At 58.4% G+C, this 25,717-nt stretch carries 27 protein-coding genes; 13 read left to right on the plus strand and 14 right to left on the minus strand.

The genetic code is table 11. The annotated features are described in order from the left end of the window. Window positions 1-172 precede the first annotated feature (172 nt). The 4 genes from PMI37_RS21155 to PMI37_RS21170 all read left to right on the plus strand — a co-directional run bounded on the left by PMI37_RS21155 (window position 173) and on the right by PMI37_RS21170 (window position 3,689). Window positions 173-961: a hypothetical protein gene (locus PMI37_RS21155; protein WP_008084765.1), complete on the plus strand. Its 789-nt coding sequence runs from the start codon at window positions 173-175 to the stop codon at window positions 959-961. 71 nt (window positions 962-1,032) lie between these two features. Further along, window positions 1,033-2,952, plus strand: a complete 1,920-nt coding sequence (locus PMI37_RS21160) for an alkaline phosphatase D family protein (RefSeq protein WP_008084768.1) — start codon at window positions 1,033-1,035, stop codon at window positions 2,950-2,952. Between the two features lie 231 nt (window positions 2,953-3,183). Further along, window positions 3,184-3,438 carry a type II toxin-antitoxin system prevent-host-death family antitoxin gene (locus PMI37_RS21165; protein WP_008084770.1) on the plus strand — a complete coding sequence of 85 codons (255 nt, stop codon included), beginning with the start codon at window positions 3,184-3,186 and terminating at the stop codon, window positions 3,436-3,438. Beyond that, window positions 3,435-3,689, plus strand: a complete 255-nt coding sequence (locus PMI37_RS21170) for a Txe/YoeB family addiction module toxin (RefSeq protein WP_008084772.1) — start codon at window positions 3,435-3,437, stop codon at window positions 3,687-3,689. The genes PMI37_RS21165 and PMI37_RS21170 overlap by 4 nt, the downstream gene beginning before the upstream one ends. Here the strand turns inward: PMI37_RS21170 and PMI37_RS21175 are convergent. After that, window positions 3,683-4,849, minus strand: a complete 1,167-nt coding sequence (locus tag PMI37_RS21175; RefSeq protein WP_008084774.1) for an aspartate aminotransferase family protein — start codon at window positions 4,847-4,849, stop codon at window positions 3,683-3,685. The two genes, PMI37_RS21170 and PMI37_RS21175, sit on opposite strands and share 7 nt — an antisense overlap. Window positions 4,850-4,950: 101 nt before the next feature. Between PMI37_RS21175 and PMI37_RS21180 the strand changes: the two genes are divergently transcribed. The 3 genes from PMI37_RS21180 to PMI37_RS21190 all read left to right on the plus strand — a co-directional run bounded on the left by PMI37_RS21180 (window position 4,951) and on the right by PMI37_RS21190 (window position 6,891). Then, on the plus strand, window positions 4,951-5,856 hold the full coding sequence (locus PMI37_RS21180; RefSeq protein WP_008084776.1) for a LysR family transcriptional regulator: 906 nt from the start codon (window positions 4,951-4,953) through the stop codon (window positions 5,854-5,856). 53 nt (window positions 5,857-5,909) lie between these two features. After that, on the plus strand, window positions 5,910-6,314 hold the full coding sequence (locus tag PMI37_RS21185; protein ID WP_008084778.1) for a GNAT family N-acetyltransferase: 405 nt from the start codon (window positions 5,910-5,912) through the stop codon (window positions 6,312-6,314). A gap of 61 nt (window positions 6,315-6,375) precedes the next feature. Next, a complete protein-coding gene (locus tag PMI37_RS21190; RefSeq protein WP_008084780.1) occupies window positions 6,376-6,891 on the plus strand; it encodes a DUF6622 family protein in 516 nt (171 codons plus the stop codon). A 1-nt stretch (window position 6,892) separates the two neighbouring features. On the opposite strand, the gene msrA is transcribed toward PMI37_RS21190, so the two are convergent. The 3 genes from msrA to msrB are packed head-to-tail and all read right to left on the minus strand — an operon-like array spanning window position 6,893 to window position 9,977. Next, entirely contained in the window at window positions 6,893-7,591 is a 699-nt protein-coding gene (gene msrA, locus PMI37_RS21195) for a peptide-methionine (S)-S-oxide reductase MsrA (RefSeq protein WP_008084782.1), read from the minus strand. Window positions 7,592-7,606: 15 nt separating this feature from the next. Then, window positions 7,607-9,415 carry a cytochrome c biogenesis protein DipZ gene (locus tag PMI37_RS21200; protein ID WP_008084783.1) on the minus strand — a complete coding sequence of 603 codons (1,809 nt, stop codon included), beginning with the start codon at window positions 9,413-9,415 and terminating at the stop codon, window positions 7,607-7,609. 43 nt (window positions 9,416-9,458) lie between these two features. After that, on the minus strand, window positions 9,459-9,977 hold the full coding sequence (msrB, locus tag PMI37_RS21205; protein ID WP_008084785.1) for a peptide-methionine (R)-S-oxide reductase MsrB: 519 nt from the start codon (window positions 9,975-9,977) through the stop codon (window positions 9,459-9,461). 152 nt (window positions 9,978-10,129) lie between these two features. On the opposite strand from msrB, the gene PMI37_RS21210 reads away from it, so the two are divergent. From PMI37_RS21210 to PMI37_RS21220, 3 genes are all read left to right on the plus strand, one after another. Beyond that, entirely contained in the window at window positions 10,130-10,840 is a 711-nt protein-coding gene (locus tag PMI37_RS21210; RefSeq protein ID WP_008084787.1) for a response regulator transcription factor, read from the plus strand. Continuing rightward, on the plus strand, window positions 10,837-12,348 hold the full coding sequence (locus PMI37_RS21215) for a sensor histidine kinase (RefSeq protein WP_008084789.1): 1,512 nt from the start codon (window positions 10,837-10,839) through the stop codon (window positions 12,346-12,348). The genes PMI37_RS21210 and PMI37_RS21215 overlap by 4 nt, the downstream gene beginning before the upstream one ends. A 118-nt stretch (window positions 12,349-12,466) precedes the next feature. Further along, the gene (locus PMI37_RS21220; RefSeq protein ID WP_008084792.1) at window positions 12,467-13,168 is read left to right on the plus strand and encodes a hypothetical protein; all 702 of its coding nucleotides are present in this window, start codon (window positions 12,467-12,469) and stop codon (window positions 13,166-13,168) included. A 71-nt stretch (window positions 13,169-13,239) separates the two neighbouring features. On the opposite strand, the gene PMI37_RS21225 is transcribed toward PMI37_RS21220, so the two are convergent. The 10 genes from PMI37_RS21225 to hmpA all read right to left on the minus strand — a co-directional run bounded on the left by PMI37_RS21225 (window position 13,240) and on the right by hmpA (window position 22,325). Further along, window positions 13,240-13,731, minus strand: a complete 492-nt coding sequence (locus tag PMI37_RS21225) for a RidA family protein (RefSeq protein WP_008084793.1) — start codon at window positions 13,729-13,731, stop codon at window positions 13,240-13,242. A 204-nt stretch (window positions 13,732-13,935) separates the two neighbouring features. Further along, window positions 13,936-14,250 carry a helix-turn-helix domain-containing protein gene (locus PMI37_RS21230; RefSeq protein ID WP_008084794.1) on the minus strand — a complete coding sequence of 105 codons (315 nt, stop codon included), beginning with the start codon at window positions 14,248-14,250 and terminating at the stop codon, window positions 13,936-13,938. Continuing rightward, complete coding sequence (locus PMI37_RS21235) at window positions 14,247-14,591, minus strand: hypothetical protein (protein ID WP_008084795.1); 345 nt, start codon at window positions 14,589-14,591, stop codon at window positions 14,247-14,249. Before PMI37_RS21235 ends, PMI37_RS21230 begins: the two co-directional genes overlap by 4 nt. 115 nt (window positions 14,592-14,706) lie before the next feature. After that, on the minus strand, window positions 14,707-15,594 hold the full coding sequence (cyoE, locus tag PMI37_RS21240; protein WP_008084796.1) for a heme o synthase: 888 nt from the start codon (window positions 15,592-15,594) through the stop codon (window positions 14,707-14,709). 10 nt (window positions 15,595-15,604) lie between these two features. After that, on the minus strand, window positions 15,605-15,940 hold the full coding sequence (gene cyoD / locus PMI37_RS21245; protein ID WP_007916940.1) for a cytochrome o ubiquinol oxidase subunit IV: 336 nt from the start codon (window positions 15,938-15,940) through the stop codon (window positions 15,605-15,607). Beyond that, window positions 15,940-16,563: a cytochrome o ubiquinol oxidase subunit III gene (cyoC, locus tag PMI37_RS21250; protein WP_008084797.1), complete on the minus strand. Its 624-nt coding sequence runs from the start codon at window positions 16,561-16,563 to the stop codon at window positions 15,940-15,942. The genes cyoD and cyoC overlap by 1 nt, the downstream gene beginning before the upstream one ends. Window positions 16,564-16,566: 3 nt before the next feature. Then, window positions 16,567-18,597, minus strand: coding sequence for a cytochrome o ubiquinol oxidase subunit I (gene cyoB, locus PMI37_RS21255; protein WP_008084798.1), 2,031 nt, complete (start codon window positions 18,595-18,597; stop codon window positions 16,567-16,569). Window positions 18,598-18,600: 3 nt separating this feature from the next. Beyond that, window positions 18,601-19,542, minus strand: coding sequence for a ubiquinol oxidase subunit II (gene cyoA, locus PMI37_RS21260; protein WP_008084799.1), 942 nt, complete (start codon window positions 19,540-19,542; stop codon window positions 18,601-18,603). Window positions 19,543-20,382: 840 nt separating this feature from the next. Beyond that, window positions 20,383-20,892 carry a disulfide bond formation protein B gene (locus tag PMI37_RS21265; RefSeq protein ID WP_008084800.1) on the minus strand — a complete coding sequence of 170 codons (510 nt, stop codon included), beginning with the start codon at window positions 20,890-20,892 and terminating at the stop codon, window positions 20,383-20,385. A gap of 251 nt (window positions 20,893-21,143) precedes the next feature. Then, window positions 21,144-22,325: an NO-inducible flavohemoprotein gene (gene hmpA / locus PMI37_RS21270; protein ID WP_008084801.1), complete on the minus strand. Its 1,182-nt coding sequence runs from the start codon at window positions 22,323-22,325 to the stop codon at window positions 21,144-21,146. A 164-nt stretch (window positions 22,326-22,489) separates the two neighbouring features. Between hmpA and norR the strand changes: the two genes are divergently transcribed. From norR to PMI37_RS21285, 3 genes are all read left to right on the plus strand, one after another. Further along, a complete protein-coding gene (gene norR / locus PMI37_RS21275; RefSeq protein ID WP_008084802.1) occupies window positions 22,490-24,046 on the plus strand; it encodes a nitric oxide reductase transcriptional regulator NorR in 1,557 nt (518 codons plus the stop codon). Window positions 24,047-24,246: 200 nt separating this feature from the next. Next, window positions 24,247-25,149: a chemotaxis protein CheV gene (locus tag PMI37_RS21280; RefSeq protein ID WP_008084803.1), complete on the plus strand. Its 903-nt coding sequence runs from the start codon at window positions 24,247-24,249 to the stop codon at window positions 25,147-25,149. 27 nt (window positions 25,150-25,176) lie between these two features. Continuing rightward, complete coding sequence (locus PMI37_RS21285; protein ID WP_008084805.1) at window positions 25,177-25,638, plus strand: GNAT family N-acetyltransferase; 462 nt, start codon at window positions 25,177-25,179, stop codon at window positions 25,636-25,638. Window positions 25,639-25,717: the final 79 nt, after the last annotated feature.

Consider the following 25,717-nt stretch of genomic DNA (forward strand, 5'->3'; position numbering starts at 1 on the left):
TGCCCATCCTCTGGTTGAAGAAAAATCCTGTCCTTCATCGCTATTGCCCACCGTTTGGCACCGATGAAGAGAGTGGCGCGACGCTACTATTTTGTTATCTTGCCGTCCATCTTCAGCGCGACTGATCAATACGCGCTGCCTCAGGATTTTTGCAGGTTAAGGAAAGGATCGAATGGCGTTTCTGTGTCTACTCGCATTTCTGGCGACATGGGGTTTGATGTGGCGCTGGGTGGTGAAGAACCGCGGCAACTGGAATCTGTTTTTCGGCAACGTTCTCGGCGCGGGGGCGGGTTTTATTGTCGGTGTCGTGGTGTTTTCCATCTCGCTGGCGCTGTTCACGCCGGAGCTTAAAACTGCAAAAAAACAGGTTCAAGAGACGGTGACTCAAGAGGTCGCGCCGGCTGCGCCGAAGCCTGAGCCTGTTCCTGCGCCGGCCCCTGTTGCTGTCGCGCCACCCGCACCCGCACCAATCCCTGCACCTGCACCTGCACCGGCACCTGCGCTGGACAACTTTCCGGCCTTTGTTGCCGGCAAACCGCAGAATGAGCCTTCGCCACCCGAGTCCGCGTTGCTGCCGAACTACAGCAGTCGTCTGACCAGCACGGTGTTCGAGAAGCCGATTACGGATGCGCTTGGCCAGGACTTCGTCGCCCTGCGCAAAATGCTCGGCAAGGACCCCGAGGCCGATAAGTCCATGATGGCGGCGGTGATGTGCGCACCCTTCCTGCACAGTGCGATGCGCTTCCCGGCCACAACGGTCGTTGCCCCGCAAATCACCAACAAAAACCAGCGCTTCAAGGATCAGATCTACACCATCAGCAATAACGTCAGCGCCCGCAATATGCTCGGCGACGATGTGAGCTATCGCTACACCTGCACCGTTCAGCCCGTGGCGGGCAGCACTGCAGAAAATACCGAATGGCGATTGCTCGATCTGAAGCTGAAGAAGGCTGAATCTTAAGCCTCGCTTAAGGGTTGCAGGCGCCGGCTGCGCTATCATCGCCGGCTGTGCGCCTTGAGCCTTGCCCACCGATGTCCCGACTTTTAGCTGACCCTTCCTTGCTGCCACCGGTTTTGGCCGGCCCGCTGCTGCGCCGACTCGAACCGACTCGACTGGTCATGTGGCTGGTCGCCAGGCGCCCGTTGTCATTGGTCTTGCGTCTGCACGGTGTAGGAGACATTCCTCTCGATGGCGACAAATGCACGGTGGTTCCTGTAGGCCGTCATGCATTTGTCCATCTCATCGACGTCCCCCTTGAAGGCGCCCTGCCCTTCGACACGCGTATCGACTATGACCTGCTGATTGACGGCGCGATGGGCATCGCCGAATGGGCGCCGCATCTGCTGTATGGCGATGCGAAGTGCCCGAACTTCGTCCTGCGTTCGCGCATTGATCAACTGCTGCACGGCTCCTGCCGCAAACCGCATCACCCAGCGGCGGACGGTTTGCTCTGCGTCGATCAACTGTTGGCCGCCGAAACCGAACCGCACGAGCGCCCCGCCCTGCTGATGATGAGTGGCGATCAGGTGTATGCCGATGACGTCGCTGGCCCGATGCTGCGCGCGATTCATGCCTTGATCGAGCGTTTGGGCCTGTTCGACGAACACCTCGAAGGCGCCGTGGTCAGTGACAGCGCCAAGCTTTACGACCACCCGGCCAGCTATTACCACCGTGCGGATTTGTTACCGGCGCTGGAGAGCAACGAGACATTGCGCGAGCGATTTTTCGGCGGCGCGCGTAAGCCGATTTTCACCAGCAGCAGCGCCGACAATCACCTGGTGACGTTCGCCGAAGTCATGGCGATGTACTTGCTGGTATGGGCGCCGACCGCATGGACGCTGATCGAGCCAACGGCGCCGACGCTGACGCCCGAACGGCTCGAGCGCTACGCCCTGGAACAGACGCGGATCGACGGTTTCAAGGCAGGCCTGGGCAACGTCGCCCGGGCATTGGCGCATCTGCCGAGCCTGATGATTTTTGACGATCACGACATCACCGACGACTGGAATCTTTCCGCGCAATGGGAGGAAACGGCCTACGGTCATCCGTTCTCCAAACGCATCATCGGCAACGCCTTGATCGCTTATATGTTGTGTCAGGGCTGGGGCAATAACCCGGATGCCTTCAAGGATCTGTTGGAGAAAACCCTTGGCTTGAGCGCCAGCGGTGATGATCAATACCTCGACAGCCCGGTGCAGGACGAACTGATCGACGACCTGCTGCGCTTTCAACATTGGCATTTCGTACTGCCCACCCGTCCGGCGCTGGTGGTCATCGACACCCGCACCCGCCGCTGGCGCAGCGAAATGGCGCTCAAGCAACCGTCCGGTCTGCTCGACTGGGAGGCCTTGAGCGAACTGCAACAGGAACTGCTCGATCATCCGTCGGCAATCATCGTTTCACCGGCGCCGATCTTCGGTGTGAAACTGATCGAGACGGTGCAGAAAGTCTTCAGTTGGTGCGGTTATCCATTGCTGGTCGATGCGGAAAACTGGATGGCCCATCGCGGCGCGGCACAGGTGATCCTGAACATTTTCCGCCACTCGCGTACACCGGGTAATTACGTGGTGCTGTCCGGCGATGTGCATTATTCCTTCGTCTATGAAGTGCTGATCCGCCACCGCAAGGCCGGTCCGCGCATCTGGCAGATCACCAGCAGCGGCATCAAGAATGAATTCCCGAAAACCCTGCTGGAATGGTTCGACCGCCTCAACCGCTGGCTCTACTCACCGCGTTCACCGCTGAACTGGTTTACCAAACGCAGGCTGATGCGCATCGTGCCGTACACGCCGGAACACGCAGAAGCGGGTGAACGGATGTGGAATTCGGCGGGGATCGGCCAAGTGTTTTTCAATGAGCAGGGGCAGCCGCGGGAAATCATTCAGCACAATTCGAACGGGGCGGCGAAGACGCGAATGCTGGCGCCGGATCTGGCGGATTATCCGGATTGACGCGCACCTTTTTTCCTACGAATAAAATGCGATATGACGACATCGCGATGGCTTCTCACTGCTTGCAGCAGTAGATAAGGATTACAACCTTCTCAGAAACGTCTTCGCCGCTTCCAAGTGATACTGAACGTGCTCGCAGTCAGCCCTTCTGCGAAATAACCACTAGTAGGTGTCGCCTTGTCATCCTGTACCCATTTCTGTACGTTCTTTGCCTCCAGCGAGGACTACTACATGCAAACCATCAACTACACCACCGCCCGTGCGCATTTGGCAGAGACGATGGATCGCGTCAATGAAGATAGAGCCCCGTTGCTGATAACCCGGCAAAAAGGTGAGCCTGTCGTCATGATGTCTCTCGCGGAATACAACGCACTTGAAGAGACCGCCTACCTGCTGCGTTCCCCGGCGAACGCCGAGCGGTTAATCAAATCGATCGGAGAAATGCGCGCTGGTAAAGCCAAAGTCAGGCAATTGATCGAAGAATGAAAATCGAGTTCACGCCGACTGGATGGGAAGACTATTTATGGTTTCAGCAAAATGATAAGGCCGGACTCAAGCGAATCAATCTGCTGATAAAAGCTATCCATCGACAACCGTTTGAAGGTGTTGGTAAGCCCGAGCCGCTCAAGCACAACATGAGCGGCTTGTGGTCTCGGCGTATAACCGCCGAGCACCGTTTGGTTTATAGGGTAGAAGGCGGTGAAATTTGCGTTATCAATTGCAAATATCACTACTGAACGACACGCCCCACACCTCTGACAATCATCTCCACCTCCCGCTCATCAATCGTCAGCGGTGGCAGCAGCCGTATCGTCTTGCCACGCGTGACGTTGATCAGCAGCCCGTGGTCGCGCGCAGCGATCAGTGTCAGATCGCGCACCGGTTGTTTCAACTCGATACCGATCATCAAACCCTGCCCGCGAATCGTCAGCACATTGGGGTTGTCCGCCAACTCTGCGCGCAGGCGGGTCAACAGGCGCTCGCCCTGAACTCGTGCGTTGTCCAGCAGCCCTTGTTCCTCGATGATATCCAGCACTGTGCAAGCGACCCGGCAGGCCAGCGGATTGCCGCCGAACGTGCTGCCATGGCTGCCAGGCGTGAACAGATCTGCCGCCCTGCCCCGCGCCAGGCAAGCACCGATCGGCACGCCGTTGCCCAGCCCTTTTGCCAAGGTCATGACGTCGGGAACGATGCCTTCGTGCTGAAACGCAAACCACTGACCCGTGCGGCCGATGCCGGTCTGGATCTCATCAAGCATCAGCAGCCAGGCGTGGCGATCACATAATCCACGAAGCGCTTTCAAATAGCCGGCAGGCGCCAGTTGCACACCGCTTTCACCTTGAATCGGCTCGACCAGAATCGCCACGATGCGCTCGCCGTGTTGACGCTGCAGTTGCTCCAGCGCAGCGAGATCACCAAACGGGACCTTGATGAAATCTCCCGGCAATTCATTGAAGCCCAGCCGCACCGCCGGGCCATCGCTGGCGGACAACGTGCCGAGGGTACGGCCATGGAAAGCGTTGGCCATGACCACCACCAGCGGCTGTTCGATGCCTTTGCGCCAACCGTACAACCGCGCCAGTTTAAGCGCGGTCTCGTTGGCCTCGGCACCGGAGTTATTGAAGAACGCCCGCTGCATCCCCGACAACGCGGTCAGCCGCTTTGCCAGCTGTTGCTGCCAGTCGATGCTGTACAGATTGGAGGTGTGCAGCAGCAATCCCGCCTGCTCGCTGATCGCCGCAACAATACGCGGGTGCGAGTGGCCAACATTGGTCACCGCGACCCCGGCAACCGCATCCAGATACTCGCGACCGGCCTGATCCCACAGGCGAGTACCCAGGCCTCTGGTGAAACTCAGGGCCAGCGGTTGGTAAGTGTTCATCAGGGCGGCGGTCATGACTTCAAACTCCAGGAAGGTCGGTGTGATGTCAGTATGGTTAGCCACCAGAACTGGATAAACTCGCTACAACTTCATTCATTTAAAAGCAGGGCTTGATAATGGACCTGTTCCAGTCGATGAGCGTGTACGTCAAAGTCGTCGAAGCCGGCAGCATGACGGCGGCGGCGCTGCAGTGCGACATGTCGACAACCATGGTTGGCAATCATCTACGGGCGCTGGAGCAGCGGCTCGGAGTGCAACTGCTGCAACGCACCACCCGACGGCAGCGCCTGACTGAGTTCGGCAGCGTCTACTACCAGCGTTGCCTGGATGTCCTGGGGCTGGTGGCCGACTCCGAACGTCTGGCCGAACAAGCACTCGATGAACCCCGTGGCCTGTTGCGCATTACCGCGCCGCTGACCTTCGGGGTAGAACGCCTGGCACCGGCGCTGAGCGATTTTTCCCTGCAATACCCGCAGGTGAAGATGGATGTGGTACTGACCAACAGCCGTCCGGACCTGCTGGAAAGCGGCCTCGACGTAGCGTTTCGGCTGGGTCATTTCGAGGAGTCGAACCTGATCGCCCGTCCCTTGATCGATTACACCCTGACCGTGTGCGCCTCCCCGGAATACGTGGCCCGCCGTGGTATGCCGAAAACCCCTGAGGACCTGCAACAACACGACTGCCTGTCGTTCGCCTATCCTGCTGGCGACGATTGGCAATCGGTGGAAAAGCGCTGGCGCCTCAGCGGCCCGGACGGAGAAATTCTCGTCGACGTCAGCGGGCCAATGCTGATGAATACGTCAGCCGGGTTGCATCAGGCCGCACGCACCGGCATGGGCATAGTGATGCTGCCCGATGCACTGGTGGAACAGGATTTGCGCGAGGGCAAACTGGTGACCGTGGTTGCCGACTACCAACCTCCCAGCCGTCCCCTGCATTTGCTGTACGCCCCGGATCGCTATCGCCTGCCGAAGCTGCGCCGCTTCGTCGAATTCGCGATGCAGACCTGGGGCAGATCCTGACATCAAGGGATAGGCCAGTCTCGAACAACTGCTGACAAGGAGTCGAACCATTGATGAACGACAATCTGAGCGTACGCGACCTGCGCCCTGACGAGGTGGAGTCGGTACGGCTGTTCCTCGGGCAACATGGCTGGGGTCACCGCACCGGCTCCAGCGAACACTTCATGCAACTGATCAACAACTCTCAACGCACGGCGGTTGCCCTGCGCGGCGCCCGGATCGTTGGCTTCGCCCGGGGCATCACCGACGGCTTGTCCAACGGTTACCTGTCGATGGTCGTGGTTGACGACCAGTACCGACACGCAGGCATTGGCCGCAAACTGGTCGAGCATGTCATGGGCGATAACCCCGACATCACTTGGGTATTGCGCGCCGGTCGGGAGGGTGCCGAGGCCTTTTTTGCCCGCTTGGGTTTCGAGACGTCAGTGATTGCCATGGAGCGGCCGCGATTAAAATAAGCGGCGTCCACCCTGGCAACGGATATGATCTGCCTTCTCTTTCCAGCATGGACGCTGTGCGATGCTCGTCACTCTTCAAAATACTCCCTTGTGGGTTTATGCCGTTTTTCTGGTTCTGCTGTATTTCGGCCTCAAGACCCTCAAACCTCAACACGAAAGCCGGCTGTCCCTGCTGTCGACCCCGCTGGTGTTATTGGCGTGGTCGCTGTTGTCGTTGAACCTGACGAATGACCCAGGTCTGACCCTCAGCGGCTGGCTCATTGCTTTGTTACTCGGCGCCCTGTCGGCATGGCTGATTTTCCCCAACAAGGGGATAAATCTTGATGATCCGGAAACCGGGCTGGTCGTGCCGGGCACCTGGAAAGCGCTGATTCTGCTCCTGCTTTTTTTCGCAGTGAACTACTACTTCGGCTATCAGGATGACGTGTACCCAGAGCGGGCTGCCGCCCCGGATATGGTGTTGCTCAAAGCCGCAGCATCGGGCTTTATCAGTGGTCTGATCAGCGCTCGCTCACTGAAATATTACCGTTTGCTGCGCACCCTTCAGGCTCATCGCCCGCCATTGGGCGCCCGATGATTCAGGAGCCGCTTTTCACCAGCACCGGTTTTTCCTGATAACGCTGGGCAAACACCTGCTTCAGATTCGCCACCTTCGGCATGTCGTTAATAACGATGTAGGGATAGCTCGGGTGCTCGGTCAGGAAATCCTGGTGATAGTCCTCCGCCGGGTAAAAGCCGTTGTAGCTTTCCAGCTGGGTGACGATGGGTTTGTTGAACGCATGCGCCGCATCGAGTTGCGCGATGTAGGCCTGCGCGACCTTCTGCTGATCGGCGTTGACCGGGAACAGCGCCGAGCGATATTGCGTGCCGCTGTCCGGGCCCTGCCGATTAAGTTCGGTAGGGTTATGCGCCACCGAAAAGTAGATCTGCAGCAGGCTGCCGTAACTGACCTGCGCCGGATCGAAGGTAACTTGCACCGACTCGGCATGGCCCGTATCGCCCTCGCTGACACGTTCATATTCCGCCGTATTCGCCGCGCCGCCGGCGTAACCGGAGACGGCTTTCTGCACGCCTTTGACGTGCTGAAAAACCCCCTGCACACCCCAGAAACAGCCGCCGGCAAATACCGCCGTTTCGCTGTGCGCCTGAGTGACTTCGTCGAGGGTTGGCGGAGGAATGATCACCGCGTCTTCTCCTCCCAGGGAGAACGCTGAAACCTGGCCGATCACGCCTGCCACCGCGACTCCCAACAACATACGACGCCATGTAATTTTCATTGCAATGACTCCTGATTAGCCGAAGGTAAAGGCGTAGGCCGACACGCCCGGGTCAAGAAACTCGATGCTGAAGGTTCGATCCTTCACAGCCTCGGTCTGGCGCACCAACTGATACAGGCGTTGCTCGGTGACGCGGCCCGTGCCGTCAGGGGCAACGTCGACGCCATGGGCATCCGCCGGCACCTGACCGTCGATCAACACTTTGAAGCGCACCGGTTTGCCCTCCGCGCCCGGCCCCAGGACCAAATGCAGGTCACGGGCATGGAAGCGATAAACGATGCGGCTCGCCGGGGCACTGGCCGTCGCGCGCTCGGCACCGACGCTCCATTGACCACCAAGGCTCCAGTCATTCAGCGCGAGATTCGCCAGTGGGGTATAAGCCGCAACCTTGTCAGGCACCAGGCTGGTGTCCGGTACGAAATGTTCCGCACGCTGGTAGCCGACATAGGTTTCCGGTGATTGCGCTTCGCGCATGTCCGGGGCCAGTTGCACGCCCTTCGCGTCGGCATTGATCAAACCGTCCGCAACGGTTTTCGCACCGGCTTCACGCAACAATTGCTGGATGACGCGCTCCGATTCGGCGTAGTCGCCTTCGCCAAAATGGTGGTAACGAATGCGTCCCTGAGCGTCGGCAAAGTAATGCGCCGGCCAGTACTCGTTGTTGAAGGCTCGCCAGATCCTGTAGTCGTTGTCGATCGCTACCGGGTAGTTGATACCGAGTTCCTTCATGGCTTTGGTGACGTTGCCGACGTCACGCTCGAAAGCGAATTCCGGGGCGTGTACACCAATCACCACGAGGCCCTGATCGCGATACTTCTCGGCCCAGGCTTTGACGTACGGCAGGGTGCGCAGGCAGTTGATGCAGGAGTAGGTCCAGAAATCCACCAGCACCACTTTGCCCTTCAACGCCTGGGCATCCAGCGGTGGAGAGTTCAGCCATTGCACAGCACCATCGAGCGGCGGCAACTGCCCTTCGACCGGCAACGTGCCCGGTGCTTTCGCGGCCATTTTCATCGCGCCGCCCGCAGCCATCATGCTGCCGTTGGCCGAGTCATCTGCCGGCGGGATCTGAGCCATCATCGTGCCGTTTGTATTAGCGGATTTGCCCGAAAGCTTGCCGACCAATGTCTGTTCCAGCCCACCGGTAGACGCCGTCGATAACCGAGCGAGAATCCCGGTATCGAGCCCCAGTGCAATGGCCGCTACGCCGGCCAACATTAACGCGCCGAGGCCACGTCGAATCCACTCACCGGTGCCGATCGAGCGCTTCATCAGCGCAAAGACCTTAGCGCCGAGCAGCAACGCCGCCGCCAGTGAAGTGGCGGCACCTGCCGCGTAGGCGAGCAACAACAGCGTGGTGGCGATGCTTGCCCCCTGCAGTGCGGCGCCCGTCAGAATCAGCCCCAGAACCGGCCCCGCGCAAGGTGCCCAGAGCAGCCCCGTGGCGACCCCGATCAGAAACGAAGCGCCGGGACGCGGGCGATTGTCCTGCCCGGCGGCCTCCGACAGACGACTGCCGGCCGACACCAGCGGCCGGGTCAGCCGCTCGGCCACACGCGGCAGGAGCAAGGTCAGCCCGAACAACGCAACGAACAGCAACGCGAGCCAGCGCCCGTACTGATTGACTTGCACCACCCAACCGCCGCCCACCGCCGCCAACGAGGCGACGAGCGCAAAGGTCACCGCCATCCCCGCCAGCAGCGGCAAGCCACTCTTGATAAACGGCTGCCCGGTGCGAGCGAAGACAAAAGGCAGAACCGGCAGGATGCACGGGCTGACGATCGTCAGCACACCACCGAGATAAGCGAGAACCAAGAGCCACATAAATTCGTCCTGTGTGAAGTGAAGATCGCGAGCGGGTCATGACTCAAGCCGCCACAGCTTTGAAAGTCATCGCCAGGCCGTTCATGCAGTAACGCAGGCCGGTAGGCTTGGGCCCGTCATCGAAAACATGGCCCAGATGGCCGCCGCAGCGGCGACAGTGAACCTCGTCGCGGGACATGCCGAACGAGCGGTCCTGACGCGTGGCCACTGCATGTTCCAGCGGCGCCCAGAAACTCGGCCAGCCAGTACGGCTGTCGAATTTGGTCGCCGAGGAAAACAGCGCCAGAGCACAGCCGGCACAGGCAAAAGTGCCGGTGCGATGCTCGTTGTTGAGCGCGCTGGTGTAGGCCCGTTCGGTGCCTTCCTCGCGCAGGATCTGATACTGCTCGTCACTGAGGATCGAGTGCCATTGACTGTCGCTGTGAGTCACTTCGAACGCCTCGTCGGCCCGCGCCTCACTGACCAGCGCCGTGCTGGTCGACAATTTTGGCAATACACCCGCGACCAGGGCTGCAACCCCTAGCCCGCCGCCCGCTAACAGAATCTGTCGCCTTGAAAACATGGCCGTCTCCCGAAATTCCAGATGCCCTTTCTGGAACACAGCCTAGGCTTGGTTTGATCGCCAAATCCTCACGGGAAGTTAACGAATTCGTGATAACTCGCCCCGAGGAAAACCCGCACAATGCGCCTTATCGCGCCGAAGGATTGAGCTTCATGGAACAGACCAAACGCGTTCTCGTGGTCGAGGACGACCTGCACATCGCCGACCTCATTTGCCTGCATCTTCGCGATGAACAATTTGAGGTAACCCACAGCGCCGACGGCGACGAGGGCATGCGCCTGCTACAACAAGGTCACTGGGATGCACTGATCCTCGACTTGATGTTGCCGGGGGTCGACGGTCTGGAAATCTGCCGCCGCGCCCGGGCCATGGCCCGCTACACACCGATCATCATCACCAGCGCTCGCTCCAGTGAATTGCATCGCATCCTTGGCCTGGAACTGGGCGCCGACGATTACCTTGCCAAGCCGTTTTCGATGCTCGAACTGGTGGCGCGGGTCAAAGCCTTGCTGCGCCGTGTTGACGCGATGGCGCGCAATCTGAAGATGGACGCCGGTAGCCTCAGCCTGGATGGGCTGACCATCGACCCGATCACCCGCGATGTCAGTCTCGAGGGGCAGCGCCTCGATCTGACGCCACGGGAGTTTGACCTGCTGTATTTCTTCGCCCGGCAACCGGGCAAAGTCTTCTCGCGCATGGACCTGCTCAACGCTGTCTGGGGTTACAGCCACGAGGGCTACGAACACACGGTCAACACCCACATCAATCGCCTGCGGGCGAAGATCGAAAAAGACCCGGCCCAGCCCTCTCGCATCCTCACCGTGTGGGGTCGCGGTTATAAATTCGGTACCGAGCAGCCATGAAACTGACCCTGACGCAGCGCCTGTCCGTGGTATTCGCCGTGTTGCTGCTGGTGTGCTGCGGCACGTCGGCATGGTTGCAGGTGCGCTCCAGCAAGATGCATGAACTGGAAGTGGTGCAGGGGCTGTCGCGGGATCTGGCGCAACACATCGCCCACGACACGGTGCTGATGGACAGCAACGGCCTGATGCCCGGTGCCGTGCGCGCGTTGTTCAGCCAACTGATGCTGGTCAACCCGAGTGTCGAGGTGTATCTGCTCGACACCGAGGGACGGATCGTCGGCAATGCCGCACCGGAGGGCCGGATTCGCCGGCAGCAGGTTGATCTGGCGCCGATCCGCCAACTGCTCAACGATCAGCCTCTGCCGATCCTCGGCGACGATCCGCGCAGCGCTGATGGTCGCAAGGTGTTCAGCGCTGCGCCGTTACGGGTCAACGGTAAACCTGCCGGTTATCTGTACGTGGTGTTGCTCAGCGAAGAACATGACCGTTTCGCCGAGCGCGGGGCGACCAGCGCTGCGCTCAACACTGCGCTGCTGTCGATCGGGCTGGTGGCGTTGCTGTGCCTGATTGCCGGTCTCACGGCGTTCAATCTGATAACCCGGCCGCTGCGGCGACTGACCGAAACGGTCAGCCGTTTTGATATCGACGGTGCGCCGCAGCCCGTACCGGCACCTGTGGATAAATCAGCTGACCCGGATGAAATCGCGGTCCTCGACGCGGCTTTCCGGCAGATGCAAAACCGCCTCGGCGAGCAATGGCGTTCATTGACGCGCCAGGATCAGGAACGCCGCGAACTGGTGGCGAACATTTCCCACGACCTGCGAACGCCATTGGCCTCGCTGCACGGTTATCTGGAAACGTTGTCATTGAAGGACGCCACGCTGTCCCCGGAAGAGCGCCGTCGTTATCTGGGCATTGCCCTTGATCAAAGCCGCAAAGTCGGTGGTCTGGCGCAATCGCTGCTGGAACTGGTGCGTCTGGAGCACGGGTTTGTGCAACCGGTGCTGGAGCGGTTTTCCCTGATCGATCTGGTGCAGGACATCTTTCAGAAATTCGAACTCACCGCCGAAGCGCGGCAGGTGGATTTGAAGGCGCATTTCGTGCCGAACCTGCCAACGGTTTGCGCCGACCTCGGGTTGATCGAACGGGTGCTGACCAATCTGATGGACAACGCTTTGCGCCATACGCCTCAGGGCGGTGAAATCGAACTGGACCTGAAACCCCACGGTGCGCTGGTCGACGTCACGGTCAGCGACACCGGCCCGGGGATTGCGCCTGAACTGCGCGAAGGCCTGTTCCTGCGGCCGTTCAATATCGGCGGCGCACGGCGTGATGGTGGATTGGGCCTGCGCATCGTGCACCGTATCCTGCAATTGCACGGGCGCGAGATTCAGTTGCTGGACATCGGCGGGCGCGGTGCAACATTTCAGTTTTCGCTGCCAACAGACCCGCAAACCGCCGAACAATGGATGGTGCGCTCAATGAACCTGAACACGCCGGGCAAATAGTTGGGACCGCCGGCCCGTTGCTCCGTGACAACGCCGCCGCGCTCCCCTAAATTAGTCGGCCTGAAAAAGCCCTCGGGCTTGCTCATCTCCACTCAAGTTAAAAAGTAGTGAAATTTCAATGTCCGATTTCAACACCGCTGAATCCGTAGTCACCGAATCGTCCAAAGCGGAATACGAAAACTCCATCAATCTTTCACAACACCTGCCACAAGCCAAAATCATCAGCGAGATGGTCCTGGACGCGTTCCAGTCGACCCGCGAAAGCGACCAGATCCGCGAACTACGTACCGCAATCCGTCACGCTCACGACAGCTTCGACGACGACAAGGCCTACGAACTGATGGGCCAACTCAAGTCTCTGAAAGACGCCGAAGCCGCCGACCTCGCCGCGCTTGAAGACCTGAGCAGCAAGTTTTCGATCGGCCGCATCCTGTCCAGCTTCAAGGACGATCCGGCCTTCCAGGAAATCGTCTACGGCCTGGCCCTCAAAGTGCTGAACCAGACCCATCAGGCGATCAGCAACCCGAGCGGCGGCAAGAGCAAGGCTGCGAAGAAGAAAGAAGTCGAAATCTTCACCATCAGCAAGGACGGCATCAGCGTAACCCTGCCATTGCGCACACCGCGTTCGCGTTTGAGCGTTGACCGTGAAGCGCTGGAATTCCTCGGTTTCACCTTCGTCGGTGAAGGCGAAGAGGCGGAACTGGAAAGCGAAGTCTTCGTTGATAACGACGGCACCGAGCAAGCAGTGAACCGCAAGAACATCATCACTGCGCTGCAGAAGAAAACGGCGTTTGATGGCTACAGCATCGCTGCACAGTAATTTTCAGCGCTGACGAAAAAGCCCCACTCTGAGATTCAGGCGGGGCTTTTTGTTGTCTGGCTTTCGGGGGATTACGCGCCCGAATGCACTGCCACGATCATGTCCACTTCAATCGCCGCATTCTTCGGCAACTGATACACGCCAACCGTCGTCCGCGTATGCCGCCCGGCATCACCCAGCACATGGCTGAACACGTCTGAAGCACCGTTGGCCACTTCACTCAGATCCACAAAATCAGGCGTCGATTTCACATACACCGTCACCCGCAACAACGCCTTGATCTTGTCCAGCGAACCCACCGCATCAACAATCAGCGCCAGGCAACGCATCGCACTGATACTCGCAGCGGCTTGCGCATCCTTGAGCGTCAACTCCAGCCCTACCCGACCGGGATACTGAATCTTGCCGTGGGTGCGCGGCACCATGCCGCTGATGTACAGCTCATCATGATGACGGATCAGCGGTGCGTAATTGCCGCCAGCGGTGTTCTCACCATAGATGTCGTAATTCAGCTCTTGCGCCAGGGCAATAAAACGCTCGTCGCAGGTCATCCTCTCAGTCATTTCGCCCTGCCTCTCAGTCAATAATTGGATAACCGCAGTTAAAAACAGTAAAGCACCAGTTAAGTGGCATGGCGCTATCACTGATAGATTTGAGCGAGTCTATGTGGTTTGCCATGGCACCGCAGATTGCCCCGCGAGAGCCATAAAACAAAGGCCCTACGCTTCACTCGAAAGGTAGGGCCTTAAAACTGTAACGCTTTTTAATCACACAGCACTCAAGCGTTCAACCATGTCAGGGAATTTCTCAACCAAACGGATCAACAACGCTGCTTGAGCATTAGGCTTCGACTTTTCCTGCTCCCAGTTTCTCAGAGTGCTGGGGCTTGTCCTGATTCGCTTGGCAAAGACTGCCTGAGACATATGTAACCTTTCGCGCAGGGCCACAATTTCCTGAGCACCGACCTCGGGGACAGGTTTGTCCTCGAACGTCGTATTACGTAACGTAATTTTTCCTTCGCGTTGAGCTGCCATCTCATCAACGCCCTGCATCAATTCTGCAAACAGGTCGCGTTTTTTCATGGGGTGCCTCTTGTTTTCAACTCTTTATCAATGGCTTTCTTGAGCGCCTTCTCTTGCTCGGCTGTCAGATTCTCAAGCTCATCTTTGTCGTAAATGGCAAACATCCAGAACTGACTATCATTCATAAGCCAATAGTAGAGAACCCGCAAGCCGCCTCGTCGCCCTTTACCACGGCGAACATCAGCCCAACGCAGTTTCCGAAAACCACCTGTTCGCGGCATCACGTCACCCGACAGCGGATTACTCAGCAAATAGCTCTGCAGCTCTCGATACTCGTCGTCCGTCAGGTAATGACCAACGCTTGCGGTAAATATTGTGGTTTCAAAGAAGACTGTTCGCATGGGCAAACTATAGGCAACTCGCCTACAGATAGACTATCAACAAATTCCACATCAGATAAACAAAAAACCCCGCACATCTCTCAATGTGCGGGGTTTTTCTTCAAGCCTTTCAGCCTTACGGCGCGTACGTCAGCAGCAGCTCTGCCGGCACCTTGAAGTCCAGGGACATCATGACGCTCAATGCAGTGATGGTGAAGATCGAGAACACGAACAGCTTGCGTGCCCAGACGGTGTCATCCACTGCTTTGTAGCCGGTCCAGGCCATGTACAACCAGTACATGCCCATGGCCGCGGCGACGGCGAGGTAGCTCATGCCGGCGTAGCCGCTGAAGGTCAGCATCAAGGTCGCCACGAGGAACGCCAGGATGTAGAGCAGGATGTGCTTCTTCGCCACTTTAATTCCGCGCTTCACAGGCAGCACCGGAATCGATGCGGCCAGGTAATCGTTGAAGCGGAAGATCGCGATGGCGTAGGAATGCGGCATCTGCCACAGGCTGAACATCACCAGCAACGTCAGCGCGGCCATGTCGAAGCTATTGGTTACGGCAACGTAACCGATCACTGGCGGCATGGCGCCGGACAGACTGCCCACCAGCGTGCCGTGAACCGACTTGCGCTTGAGGTACAGGCTGTAGAAGCCGACGTAGATAACGAAGCCGATTACGGCGAACAGGGCAGCCAACGGGTTGGCCACCTTGTACAACAAGGCAACGCCGAGAACACCAAGGATGGTCGCGTAAACCAGTGCCAGTTTCAGGGAGATCAAGCCCTGTACCAGCACGCGGTTTTTGGTGCGTTCCATCTTCAGGTCGATGTCGCGGTCGATGCAGTTGTTGAACACGCAACCGGAGGCGACGACCAGGGATGTACCGATCATGGCGGCGAGAAACACCGCCAGATCAACATGCCCTTTCGAGGCCAGGAAGAACCCGCCTGCCACAGAAAGCACGTTACCGAAAATGATCCCCGGTTTGGTGATTTGGATAAAGTGCTTGAGCGACATCGGGTCTACCTCACTTCGCCATCATGTACGTGTGGATGCTGAACATGATCCACAACGACAGGCCAACCAGCAGCACGATCACGATCGCCGTGAAGACGAATGCAATCACGTTGTTACGCTGAGCAATGGAACGGTCCAGGTGCAGGAAGTAATACAGGTGAACGATCACCTGGATCACTGCGAACAGCAGAACGATTGCCAGCGTGGTGGCCTTCGGCAGGCTCGGGTACATCACCAGACCGAATGGGATAACGGTCAGGATCACCGACAGGATGAAGCCAATGGCGTACGACTTTACGCTGCCGTGGCCAGCATCATGGCTGTCATGGGAGTGTGCATTAGCCATTACAGAGTCCCCATCAGGTAAACAACGGTGAATACGCAGATCCACACCACGTCCAGGAAGTGCCAGAACAGGCTCAGGCAGCTCAGACGGGTCTTGTTGGTCGCCGTCAGGCCGTGCTTGTTGACCTGGTACATCATGATGCCCATCCAGATCAGACCCGCCGAAACGTGCAGACCGTGGGTACCGACCAGGGTGAAGAACGCCGACAGGAAGCCCGAACGGCTAGGACCGAAGCCCTCGGAGATCAGCAGATGGAACTCGTTGATCTCCATGGCGATAAAGCCTGCGCCCAGCAGGAAGGTCATGAACAACCAACCCAGAACCTGCTGCTTCTTGCCTTTGAACAACGCCAGCATGGCGAAGCCGTAGGTGATCGAACTGAACAACAGCAGAGCGGTTTCGCCCAGCACGTATGGCAGTTCGAAGATGTCGTGGCCCGCAGGGCCACCGGCGACGTTGTTTACCAGTACCGCGTATACCGCGAAGATCGACGCAAACAAGATGCAGTCGGTCATCAGGTAGAGCCAGAAACCGTATACGGTCATCTCGCCCGAATCGTGGTGATGGTCATCGTGCCCATGTTCACCATGGGCGTGTCCAGCATTGGTCACTAAATTCGACATGGTTTAAGCCTGTTCCAACGAGGTTTCAACACGGGTGGCGGAGGCCGGGATTTTCCCTGCCGCGACCAGACGCTTGTGCTGCTCGGCTTCGATACGCTCGATCGTTTCAACCGGAACCATATAGCCCTGGTCGTCACGTGCAGCGTGGATCACGAAGTAGATGACAGTACCGGCCAGGCTCGCGATCGCCAGCCACCAGATGTGCCAGATCATCGCGAAACCGAATACGGTCAACAGCGCGCCCATCACCACACCAGTGGCGGTGTTGTTCGGCATGTGGATCGGCTCGTACTTGGCCGGTTGCTGGTACGCAGTACCGTTTTCCTTGGCTTCAGTGAACGGGTCGATGCAGTCAGCTTTTGGCAGCACAGCGAAGTTGTAGAACGGCGGTGGCGACGAGGTCGACCATTCCAGAGTGTGTGCATTCCACGGGTCACCGTGATCGCAAACGTTCTCTGGCTTGTTGCGGTCACGCACACTGACGTACAGCTGAATCAGTTGGCAGGCGATACCGGCAGCGATCATCACCGCACCGAACATGGCAACGTACAGGTACGGTACCCACTCAGGGTTGGTGGTGGCGTTCAGACGACGGGTCATGCCCATGAAGCCCAGTGCATAGAGCGGCATGAAGGCGACGAAGAAGCCCGAGATCCAGAACCAGAACGCTGCTTTACCCCAGCCTTCATGCAGCTTGAAGCCGAACGCTTTCGGGAAGTAGAACGCGAAACCTGCGATGTAACCGAATACCGCACCGCCGATGATCACGTTATGGAAGTGCGCGATCACGAACAGGCTGTTGTGCAGAACGAAGTCAGCACCCGGGATGGCCAGCAGTACGCCGGTCATGCCGCCGATGGCGAAGGTCACCATGAAGCCCAGAGTCCACAGCACTTGGCTGGTGAAACGCAGACGGCCCTGGTAGATGGTGAACAGCCAGTTGAATAGCTTCACACCCGTCGGGATGGAAATCAGCATCGTCGCCAGACCGAAGAAGGCGTTGACGCTGGCACCCGAACCCATGGTGAAGAAGTGGTGCAGCCAAACCATGAAGCCCAGTACCGAGATCGCGCCCGAGGCGTAGATCATCGAGTGGTGGCCGAACAGTTTCTTGCCGGTGAACGCCGAGATCACTTCCGAGAAGATGCCGAATGCCGGCAGGATCAGGATGTAAACCTCAGGGTGGCCCCACGCCCAGAACAGGTTGACGTACATCATTGGATTGCCACCAAGTTCATTGGTGAAAATGTGGAAATCCATGTAACGGTCAAGGGTCAGCAGTGCCAAGGTAGCGGTCAGGATCGGGAACGAAGCCACGATCAGAACGTTTGCCCAGGTGCAGGTCCAGGTGAAGATCGGCATGTCCATCAGTTTCATGCCAGGGGTACGCATTTTCAGTACGGTCGCGAGGAAGTTAACCCCCGTCAGCGTCGTACCTAACCCGGATAACTGTAGCGCCCAGATGTAGTAGTCCATGCCCACGCCAGGGCTGTATTGCAGACCCGACAATGGTGGATAGGCAACCCAACCGGTCTTGGCGAATTCGCCAACGCCCAGGGACAGGTTGATCAGCACAACGCCGGACACCAGCAGCCAGAAGCTCAGGGAGTTCAGGAACGGGAACGCAACGTCACGCGCGCCGATCTGCAGCGGCACTGCAAGGTTCATCAGGCCGGTGAAGAATGGCATCGCCATGAAGATGATCATGATCACACCGTGAGCGGTGAAGATCTGGTCATAGTGTTCAGGTGGCAGGTAGCCAGGCGAACCCTCGGTGGCCATGGCCAACTGGGTACGCATCATGATGGCGTCGGCAAAACCGCGCAGCAGCATGACCATAGCGACGATGATGTACATCACGCCGATTTTCTTGTGGTCTACCGAGGTCAACCACTCGGTCCACAGGTACGTCCACTTCTTGAAGTAGGTGATTGCAGCGAACAGCGCCAGACCACCGAGCGCGATCATGGCGATGGTAATCATCACGATCGGTTCGTGGAATGGGACTGCTTCCCAACTTAATTTACCAAACATCGTTTACTCCTCTGCCCCGGCAGCTGAATGCGAACTCGAGTCAATTTCCGTGGCCGCCACTTCTTTCTCTTTCTTCTCGTGCTTCAGTGGCTTGCCCGGCTTCATACCTTCGTACTTGTCGACGATGATCTGGAACTGGTTCGGCGTGACCGAGGAGTAGAGCTCGACTGGGTTGTTCTGGCTTGGCTTGGCAAGGGCTGCGTATTCAGCTTGATCAAGCTGTTTAGGTGACTTCTTGACTTCACTTACCCAGGCGTCGAAATCTTCCTGAGTGGTGGAAATAGCTTTGAACTTCATGCCGGTGAAACCCGCGCCGCTGTAGTTGGCGGAGATACCGTCCATTTCAGCGTTACGGTCAGCGATCAGGTGCAGCTTGGTCTGCATGCCCGCCATCGCGTAGATCTGGCCGCCCAGACCCGGGATGAAGAACGAGTTCATCACAGCGTCAGAGGTGATCTTGAAGTTGATTGGCGTGTGCGCCGGGAACACGATCTTGTTGACCGTGGCGATGCCTTGTTCCGGGTAGATGAACAGCCACTTCCAGTCCAGCGCGACCACTTCGATGGTCACAGGCTTGACGTCGGATTCGATTGGACGATACGGGTCCAGTTCGTGGGTGGAGATGTAGGTGATGTAACCCAGGGCAATGATGATCAGGACCGGGATGGTCCAGACTGCCACTTCGATTTTGGTCGAGTGCGACCATTTCGGGGTGTAGACGGCGTTCTTGTTCGACGCGCGGTATTTCCAGGCGAACAGGAAGGTCATGACGATAACCGGCACAACGACCAACAGCATCAGCAGGGTCGCGGTGATGATCAGGTTGCGCTGTTCCAGGCCGACCTGGCCCGTTGGATTGAGCAAGGTCATGTTGCAGCCTCCCAGCAACAACGTGCCGAGCAGCGGCACTAGGCCTAGTAATCTGGGGTACCTGTTTTTACTCATCTCACGACCTCTAAAGCAGCTTGCGCAATGCAGTTGGGTTTTGATCGCCAACACTTCACCCTGCCAAGGGTTGGCATTTTCTTTGGATTGAATAAGGGCCGCCCGTCGCGCGTCAGACGCTCGACAAATCCTGGGACAGCGTTAAGTTCTTATTCGAATTCGTGGTCAAAGGCCTTGTTACAGACCAATTCCATTTGGTGCGGAAAGTTGGAAGGCACCGACACCTGGGTGTCTTGAAAGCCTTCCGACTTGCTCGACACCCGACTTTCTGCGCAGCGCCTTAATAAAGTCTTCCTTAATAAAGGCTGAACAGTGCCGGGAATTCAGTGCGGGCGATTGTAGATAGGTAGCGCCCTATACACCATGTCTTATCCCGAAATAATTTTTATCCGTTCGAGCAACAATCCATCACCATTTTTGCAAAAGTTCCGCATGTTATCGAAATCGATTCTCAACAAAAACACCAAAAAATGTAGGTGTATCCGCCTCAGTTCAGACAGCTCCGAAGGCTTTTTCTGAACCCCCGATCGGCGCAAAGCCCGATATTCCAAGGGCTCTGGCCATTTGCCAGAGCGTGTTAAAACTGCCTGATCTGGCACTTGCGTTCAAAAGCCGCAAAACGTTGAAACAGACCAATGATTTTGTGTAACAAGAGACCAATCCGGCACTTCGCGACACCCTGCGACACGGCGCGTGTGACAACATGTCGCACACTCGCCGCACCCACTATTGCCGTTCGTCACGGTGTTTTCACAAACACTCTGAAATGCAAAACGCCCCGATTTGCTGATCCGCAAATCGAGGCGTTTTCTGTATCGGCCTGATCGCCGAATAGTTGACTCAGCGCAGTGCTTTTCGGTTACGCGAGGTCAAGAGCGGCACCAGGATCACCACCAGCACGAACGCCACCAGCGCCCATTGCGCCAGCGACAGACCGAGGATCGGCGGGTACGGCGTCGAGCAGAAACCGTCGACCTGGAAGCCCAGCGGGAAGATCTTCGCCAGTGGCAGATCATCGACAATCGGCTGCAGCACATCGATGCCACAGCTGACCGCCGGGTAGAACTGCGTGTACACGTGATGCCCGGCCACTCCGGCGCCGGCAATCGCACAGATCACCACCAACACTTCAAACACGGTAATGCTGCGGTGGGTGCGCATGGCCGCGCCAATGAAGGCGAAGAGCGCAATCAGCAGCAACGCATAACGTTGCAGAATGCACAGCGGGCATGGCGCCTCACCGAGCACGATTTGCATGTAAAGCGCGCCACCGATCAGCGCCAGGCAGATGATCCCCAACAGCACCAGAAAGCGCCGCTCACGGCCCAACCGAATCGTTTCCTCGCTCATCGCGTTTCCCTTTTATGTCCATGGTTCAGCCGGCTCGCGACTGAAGGTTGTCGCAAGTCTACACCGGGGCAATAAACGATAAAGCGGTTAAGCAACCATTAAGTCGTAGTGAGGTTTGCCAAATCAGAATGGTGTAACGGCCATCGCGGGCAAGCCCGCTCCCACAGGATTGGCGGCGTACAAAAAATCTGTGAACGACGCCTGACCTGTGGGAGCGGGCTTGCCCGCGATGAAGGCGACTCGGTCTTGGATCATTCCAAAGCCGAGGCCGGCCCAAAGAACTCGTAACGGCTTTGCTTCTCCGGCACACCCAACGCTTTCAAATGGCGCTTGATCGCGCCCATGAACCCCTTCGGCCCAAGGAAGTAAGCGTCGACATCACGCTGCTCCGGCAGCCATTCGCCGAGCAATTCCTGGTTCAGCATTCCGACCTTGTCCGCCGCCGGGCTCACGCCATCGTCTTCGGCGTAGCAGTAGAAACGTTTGAGCTGCGGATGACGCGCCGCCAAGCCATCGATCCAGTCACGAAACGCATGAACACTGCCATTGCGCGCGCAGTGGATAAAGTGCACCGGCCGCTCGGTTTCCAGCGCCGCTTCGAGCATCGCCAGGGTCGGGGTGATACCGACGCCGCCGCTGATCAGCACCAGCGGTTTGTCGCTGGCGGTCAGGGTGAACTCACCCGATGGCGGGAACAACTGAATGCTCGCGCCGACATGCAACTGATCGTGCAGATGGTTGGACGCGCGGCCACCCGGTTCGCGTTTGACGCTGATACGGTACTGACCTTTATTAGCCAGCGCCGACAGCGAGTAGTTACGGCGGATTTCTTCGCCGTCGAGGATCAGCTTCATACCGATGTACTGACCCGGCTCAGCCGCCAGAATCGGGCCTTTGTCGGCAGGCTCAAAGTAAAAGGAGATGATTTCCGCACTCTCCTCGACTTTGGCCGCGACGATGAATTCACGCGCGCCGCGCCAGCCGCCGACTGCTTGTTCTTTCTGGTCATAAATAGCGGTTTCGGCGCCGATCAGGATGTCAGCCAGTTGACCGTACGCTGCGCCCCAGGCGCTCATCACTTCAGGCGTGGCAATTTCTTCGCCGAGCACTTCGGAGATGGCGCGCAGCAGGCAGGCGCCAACGATCGGGTAGTGCTCCGGGAGGATTTGCAGGGCGACGTGCTTGTTGATGATTTTCGCCACCAGATCGCCCAACTGATCGAGTTGATCGATGTGGCGGGCGTACATCAGCACACCATTGGCCAAGGCACGCGGCTGGTCGCCGCTGGCCTGATGCGCCTGGTTGAACAACGGGCGCACTTCAGGGTATTCAGAGAGCATCATGCGATAGAAGTGCGTGATCAGCGCTTCGCCGCCGCTTTCCAGCAGAGGCACGGTGGATTTGACGATGGCACGATCCTGGACGCTAAGCATAAGAGTGACTCCTGAGCTTCTTTGAAAAGTTACTTTTGCTTTATCAGTTTCCGTGCCAACTTTTTAATCCATATAAATCAATAGCTTGAAAACAAGATAGTCATAATGACTCAAGAAGACTTATAGTCATCCAGACTACATCTTGTCTCTTTGACTACAAGACCATGACTGCCAAATCCCTGCTCACCGCTCTGCTGCCCCTGGTCTCTGACCTGTCCCGCGAATTGCCCGAGGGCGAACGCTATCGACGCCTGCTCGAAGCCATGCGCGCCTTGCTGCCGTGCGATGCCGCCGCGTTGTTGCGCCTGGACGGCGAATCGCTGGTGCCGCTGGCGGTGGATGGCTTGAGCACCGACACCCTCGGCCGGCGCTTCAAAGTCAGCGAGCATCCGCGTTTCGAAATCCTCCTGGCCGGTGCCGGGCCGACCCGCTTTGCCGCTGACAGTGACCTGCCCGACCCTTATGACGGCCTGGTCGACGGCCTCGACGAACACCTCGAAGTCCACGATTGCCTCGGCTGTCCGCTGTTTGTCGATGAAAAACTCTGGGGCCTGATCACCCTCGACGCCCTCGATCCCGAGCGATTTGAACCGATCGAACTCGATGCCCTGCAAGCCTTCGCCAGCCTCGCGGCGGCCACGGTCAATGCCGCCGAACGCATCGAACGCCTGGCGACTCGCGCCGAAGACGAGCACCAGCGCGCCGAGGTCTACCGTCAGGCCAGCGGCCAACAGAACCGCGAAATGATCGGCCAGAGCAAAGCCCTCAAACGCTTGGTGGAAGAAATCAATCTGGTCGGCGGCAGTGACCTGACCGTATTGATCACCGGTGAAACCGGGGTCGGCAAAGAACTGGTAGCGCAGGCGATCCACGCCGCTTCAGCGCGTGCCGACAAACCGATCATCAGCCTCAATTGCGCCGCCCTCCCCGACACACTGGTCGAAAGCGAATTGTTCGGCCACGTGCGCGGCGCGTTCACCGGTGCCACCAGTGACCGTCGTGGCAAATTCGAACTGGCCAACGGCGGCACGCTGTTTCTCGATGAAGTCGGCGAGTTGTCGCTGACGGTGCAGGCCAAGTTGCTGCGCGTCTTGCAGAGCGGGCAGTTGCAGCGTTTGGGTTCGGACAAGGAACACCAGGTCGATGTGCGCCTGATCGCCGCGACCAATCGTGACCTGGCGGAAGAAGTCCGCAGCGGGCGTTATCGCGCCGACTTCTACCATCGTTTGAGCGTGTACCCATTAAAGGTACCGGCGCTGCGTGATCGTGGTCGCGATGTGTTGTTGCTCAGCGGTTTTTTCCTCGAACAGAATCGCTCGCGCATGGGCCTCAACAGCCTGCGCCTGAACAGCGACGCCCAGGACGCCCTGCTCGCCTACACTTGGCCGGGCAACGTGCGCGAACTGGAGCACTTGATCGGCCGCAGCGCGTTGAAGGCTTTGGGCAACTGCAAGGTGCGGCCGAAGATCCTCAGCCTGAGTGCGGCGGATCTGGATTTGCCGCATGAGGTTGTGGATAACTCGACCGCACCGACTGCCGAAGTTGCAGTGGCGGCGCCGTTGATCAACGGCGATTTGCGCAGTGCCACTGAGGAGTATCAGCGCCGTTTGATCAGTGCGGCGCTGGAACGCAATCAGGATAACTGGGCAAGCGCAGCGCGGGAGCTGGGGCTGGATCGGGCGAATCTTGGGCGGATGGCCAAGCGGTTGGGAATGAAATAACCCCATCAACTGGCTTGAGTGGATTCCCTCACCAGAGGATATTTTCACAGGCCACTCCGTAGGAGCTGCCGCAGGCTGCGATCTTTTGATCTTCACCTGCCCAATGGCCCTAAAGCCTGCCCCCGACAAGTCGATAACCCGGCATCAATAGTTTCTGGCGATTTCCACCCTCGCCCACCACCTTTCCACAGAAGGTTTATATGTCCTCCACCAAAGCCCGCGCAGATTCACTTTCGCTTCTGCTGTTTACCTTGCGCAGCGGCAAGTTGATGGCGATCAACCTGCTGAAAGTCAGTGAAATCATCCCCTGCCCGCCGCTGACCAAGCTGCCGGAGTCGCACCCGCACGTGAAGGGCATCGCCACTTTGCGCGGCGCGTCGCTGTCGGTCATCGACCTCAGCCGCGCCATCGGCGAGCGGCCGCTGGAAGACCCGAACGGCGGCTGCCTGATCGTCACCGACGTCAGCCGTTCCAAGCAGGGCCTGCACGTGCAGGCGGTGAGCAAAATCGTCCATTGCCTGACCACTGACATCAAACCGCCGCCGTTCGGCTCCGGTGGCTCGCGCGCCTACATCACTGGCGTGACTTCGGTGGACGGCACGCTGGTGCAGGTGCTCGACATTGAAAAGGTTATCCACAGCATCGCCCCGGCGCAGATCGAAATGGCCCCGACCGACCTGACCATGGAAGACGCCGAAGTGCTCGGCAACGCGCGGATTCTGGTGGTCGATGACAGCCAGGTGGCGCTGCAACAATCGGTGCACACTCTGCGCAACCTCGGTCTGCAATGCCATACCGCGCGCAGCGCCAAGGAAGCCATCGACTGCCTGCTCGACCTGCAAGGCACGGCGCAGCAGATCAACCTGATCGTCTCCGACATCGAGATGTCCGAAATGGACGGCTACGCCTTCACCCGCACCCTGCGCGAGACGCCGGACTTCGCCCACCTCTACGTGCTGCTGCACACCTCGCTCGACAGCGCGATGAACAGCGAGAAAGCCCGACTGGCCGGGGCGAACGGCGTGCTGACCAAGTTCTCCTCGCCGGAACTGACCCACTGCCTGATCGAAGCGGCCAAACACGTCGCGGCGCACGGGCACTGAGTCTTGGGCGAGACGTACTGTTTTTTGATGCGCCGCGACCTTGGCAAGGACGCGCTGGATGCGCTTCTGCCTCAAGGTATTGGGCTGTGCACCTACTCCGTCGAAGTGGCGGCGGAGGTGCATGACTTGATGCAGCTCGGCTACCGCGAAGGTGGCGGCCGGGTGCCAGCGCTGGACGCTTGGCAGAAGCAGTTCGAGAGCGATCCTGAATACGATCCGACACTGTGCTTTATTGCCCGCGATGCCGAGGGTGTCGTCGGTGTGGCGCAATGCTGGACCAGTGCCTATATCAAGAATCTGGTGGTGCATCCACGGATGCAGGGGCGCGGGTTGGGCCGGGCGTTGTTGCTTAACGCATTCAACGCATTTCAGCAGCGGCGTGAAGGCTTTGTTGATTTGAAGGTGCTGGAAGACAACCTGCGGGCGCAGCGCTTGTATGAAAGTGCCGGCATGTACGTAGTCCGCCGCGAGTTGGTGCCGGACCTGTAAAGTCAAAAGATCGCAGCCTTCGGCAGCTCCTACAGGGAAACGCATATCCATGTAGGAGCTGCCGAAGGCCGCGATCTTT

The sequence above is a fragment of the Pseudomonas sp. GM80 genome, assembly GCF_000282515.1.
GTDB lineage: Bacteria > Pseudomonadota > Gammaproteobacteria > Pseudomonadales > Pseudomonadaceae > Aquipseudomonas.

Coding starts and splice junctions, on each gene's coding strand:
- cyoA (WP_008084799.1), bottom strand. CDS start 19,542: ATGAGTAAAAACAGGTACCCCAGATTACTAGGCCTAGTGCCGCTGCTC.
- PMI37_RS21225 (WP_008084793.1), bottom strand. CDS start 13,731: ATGACTGAGAGGATGACCTGCGACGAGCGTTTTATTGCCCTGGCGCAA.
- PMI37_RS21185 (WP_008084778.1), top strand. CDS start 5,910: ATGAACGACAATCTGAGCGTACGCGACCTGCGCCCTGACGAGGTGGAG.
- PMI37_RS21180 (WP_008084776.1), top strand. CDS start 4,951: ATGGACCTGTTCCAGTCGATGAGCGTGTACGTCAAAGTCGTCGAAGCC.
- PMI37_RS21280 (WP_008084803.1), top strand. CDS start 24,247: ATGTCCTCCACCAAAGCCCGCGCAGATTCACTTTCGCTTCTGCTGTTT.
- cyoB (WP_008084798.1), bottom strand. CDS start 18,597: ATGTTTGGTAAATTAAGTTGGGAAGCAGTCCCATTCCACGAACCGATC.
- PMI37_RS21235 (WP_008084795.1), bottom strand. CDS start 14,591: ATGCGAACAGTCTTCTTTGAAACCACAATATTTACCGCAAGCGTTGGT.
- PMI37_RS21170 (WP_008084772.1), top strand. CDS start 3,435: ATGAAAATCGAGTTCACGCCGACTGGATGGGAAGACTATTTATGGTTT.
- PMI37_RS21215 (WP_008084789.1), top strand. CDS start 10,837: ATGAAACTGACCCTGACGCAGCGCCTGTCCGTGGTATTCGCCGTGTTG.
- cyoC (WP_008084797.1), bottom strand. CDS start 16,563: ATGTCGAATTTAGTGACCAATGCTGGACACGCCCATGGTGAACATGGG.
- cyoE (WP_008084796.1), bottom strand. CDS start 15,594: ATGTCGCTCAAGCACTTTATCCAAATCACCAAACCGGGGATCATTTTC.
- msrB (WP_008084785.1), bottom strand. CDS start 9,977: ATGTTTTCAAGGCGACAGATTCTGTTAGCGGGCGGCGGGCTAGGGGTT.
- hmpA (WP_008084801.1), bottom strand. CDS start 22,325: ATGCTTAGCGTCCAGGATCGTGCCATCGTCAAATCCACCGTGCCTCTG.
- PMI37_RS21285 (WP_008084805.1), top strand. CDS start 25,177: ATGCGCCGCGACCTTGGCAAGGACGCGCTGGATGCGCTTCTGCCTCAA.
- PMI37_RS21165 (WP_008084770.1), top strand. CDS start 3,184: ATGCAAACCATCAACTACACCACCGCCCGTGCGCATTTGGCAGAGACG.
- PMI37_RS21160 (WP_008084768.1), top strand. CDS start 1,033: ATGTCCCGACTTTTAGCTGACCCTTCCTTGCTGCCACCGGTTTTGGCC.
- PMI37_RS21200 (WP_008084783.1), bottom strand. CDS start 9,415: ATGTGGCTCTTGGTTCTCGCTTATCTCGGTGGTGTGCTGACGATCGTC.
- PMI37_RS21265 (WP_008084800.1), bottom strand. CDS start 20,892: ATGAGCGAGGAAACGATTCGGTTGGGCCGTGAGCGGCGCTTTCTGGTG.
- PMI37_RS21190 (WP_008084780.1), top strand. CDS start 6,376: ATGCTCGTCACTCTTCAAAATACTCCCTTGTGGGTTTATGCCGTTTTT.
- PMI37_RS21230 (WP_008084794.1), bottom strand. CDS start 14,250: ATGAAAAAACGCGACCTGTTTGCAGAATTGATGCAGGGCGTTGATGAG.
- msrA (WP_008084782.1), bottom strand. CDS start 7,591: ATGAAAATTACATGGCGTCGTATGTTGTTGGGAGTCGCGGTGGCAGGC.
- PMI37_RS21210 (WP_008084787.1), top strand. CDS start 10,130: ATGGAACAGACCAAACGCGTTCTCGTGGTCGAGGACGACCTGCACATC.
- PMI37_RS21220 (WP_008084792.1), top strand. CDS start 12,467: ATGTCCGATTTCAACACCGCTGAATCCGTAGTCACCGAATCGTCCAAA.
- cyoD (WP_007916940.1), bottom strand. CDS start 15,940: ATGGCTAATGCACACTCCCATGACAGCCATGATGCTGGCCACGGCAGC.
- norR (WP_008084802.1), top strand. CDS start 22,490: ATGACTGCCAAATCCCTGCTCACCGCTCTGCTGCCCCTGGTCTCTGAC.
- PMI37_RS21155 (WP_008084765.1), top strand. CDS start 173: ATGGCGTTTCTGTGTCTACTCGCATTTCTGGCGACATGGGGTTTGATG.
- PMI37_RS21175 (WP_008084774.1), bottom strand. CDS start 4,849: ATGACCGCCGCCCTGATGAACACTTACCAACCGCTGGCCCTGAGTTTC.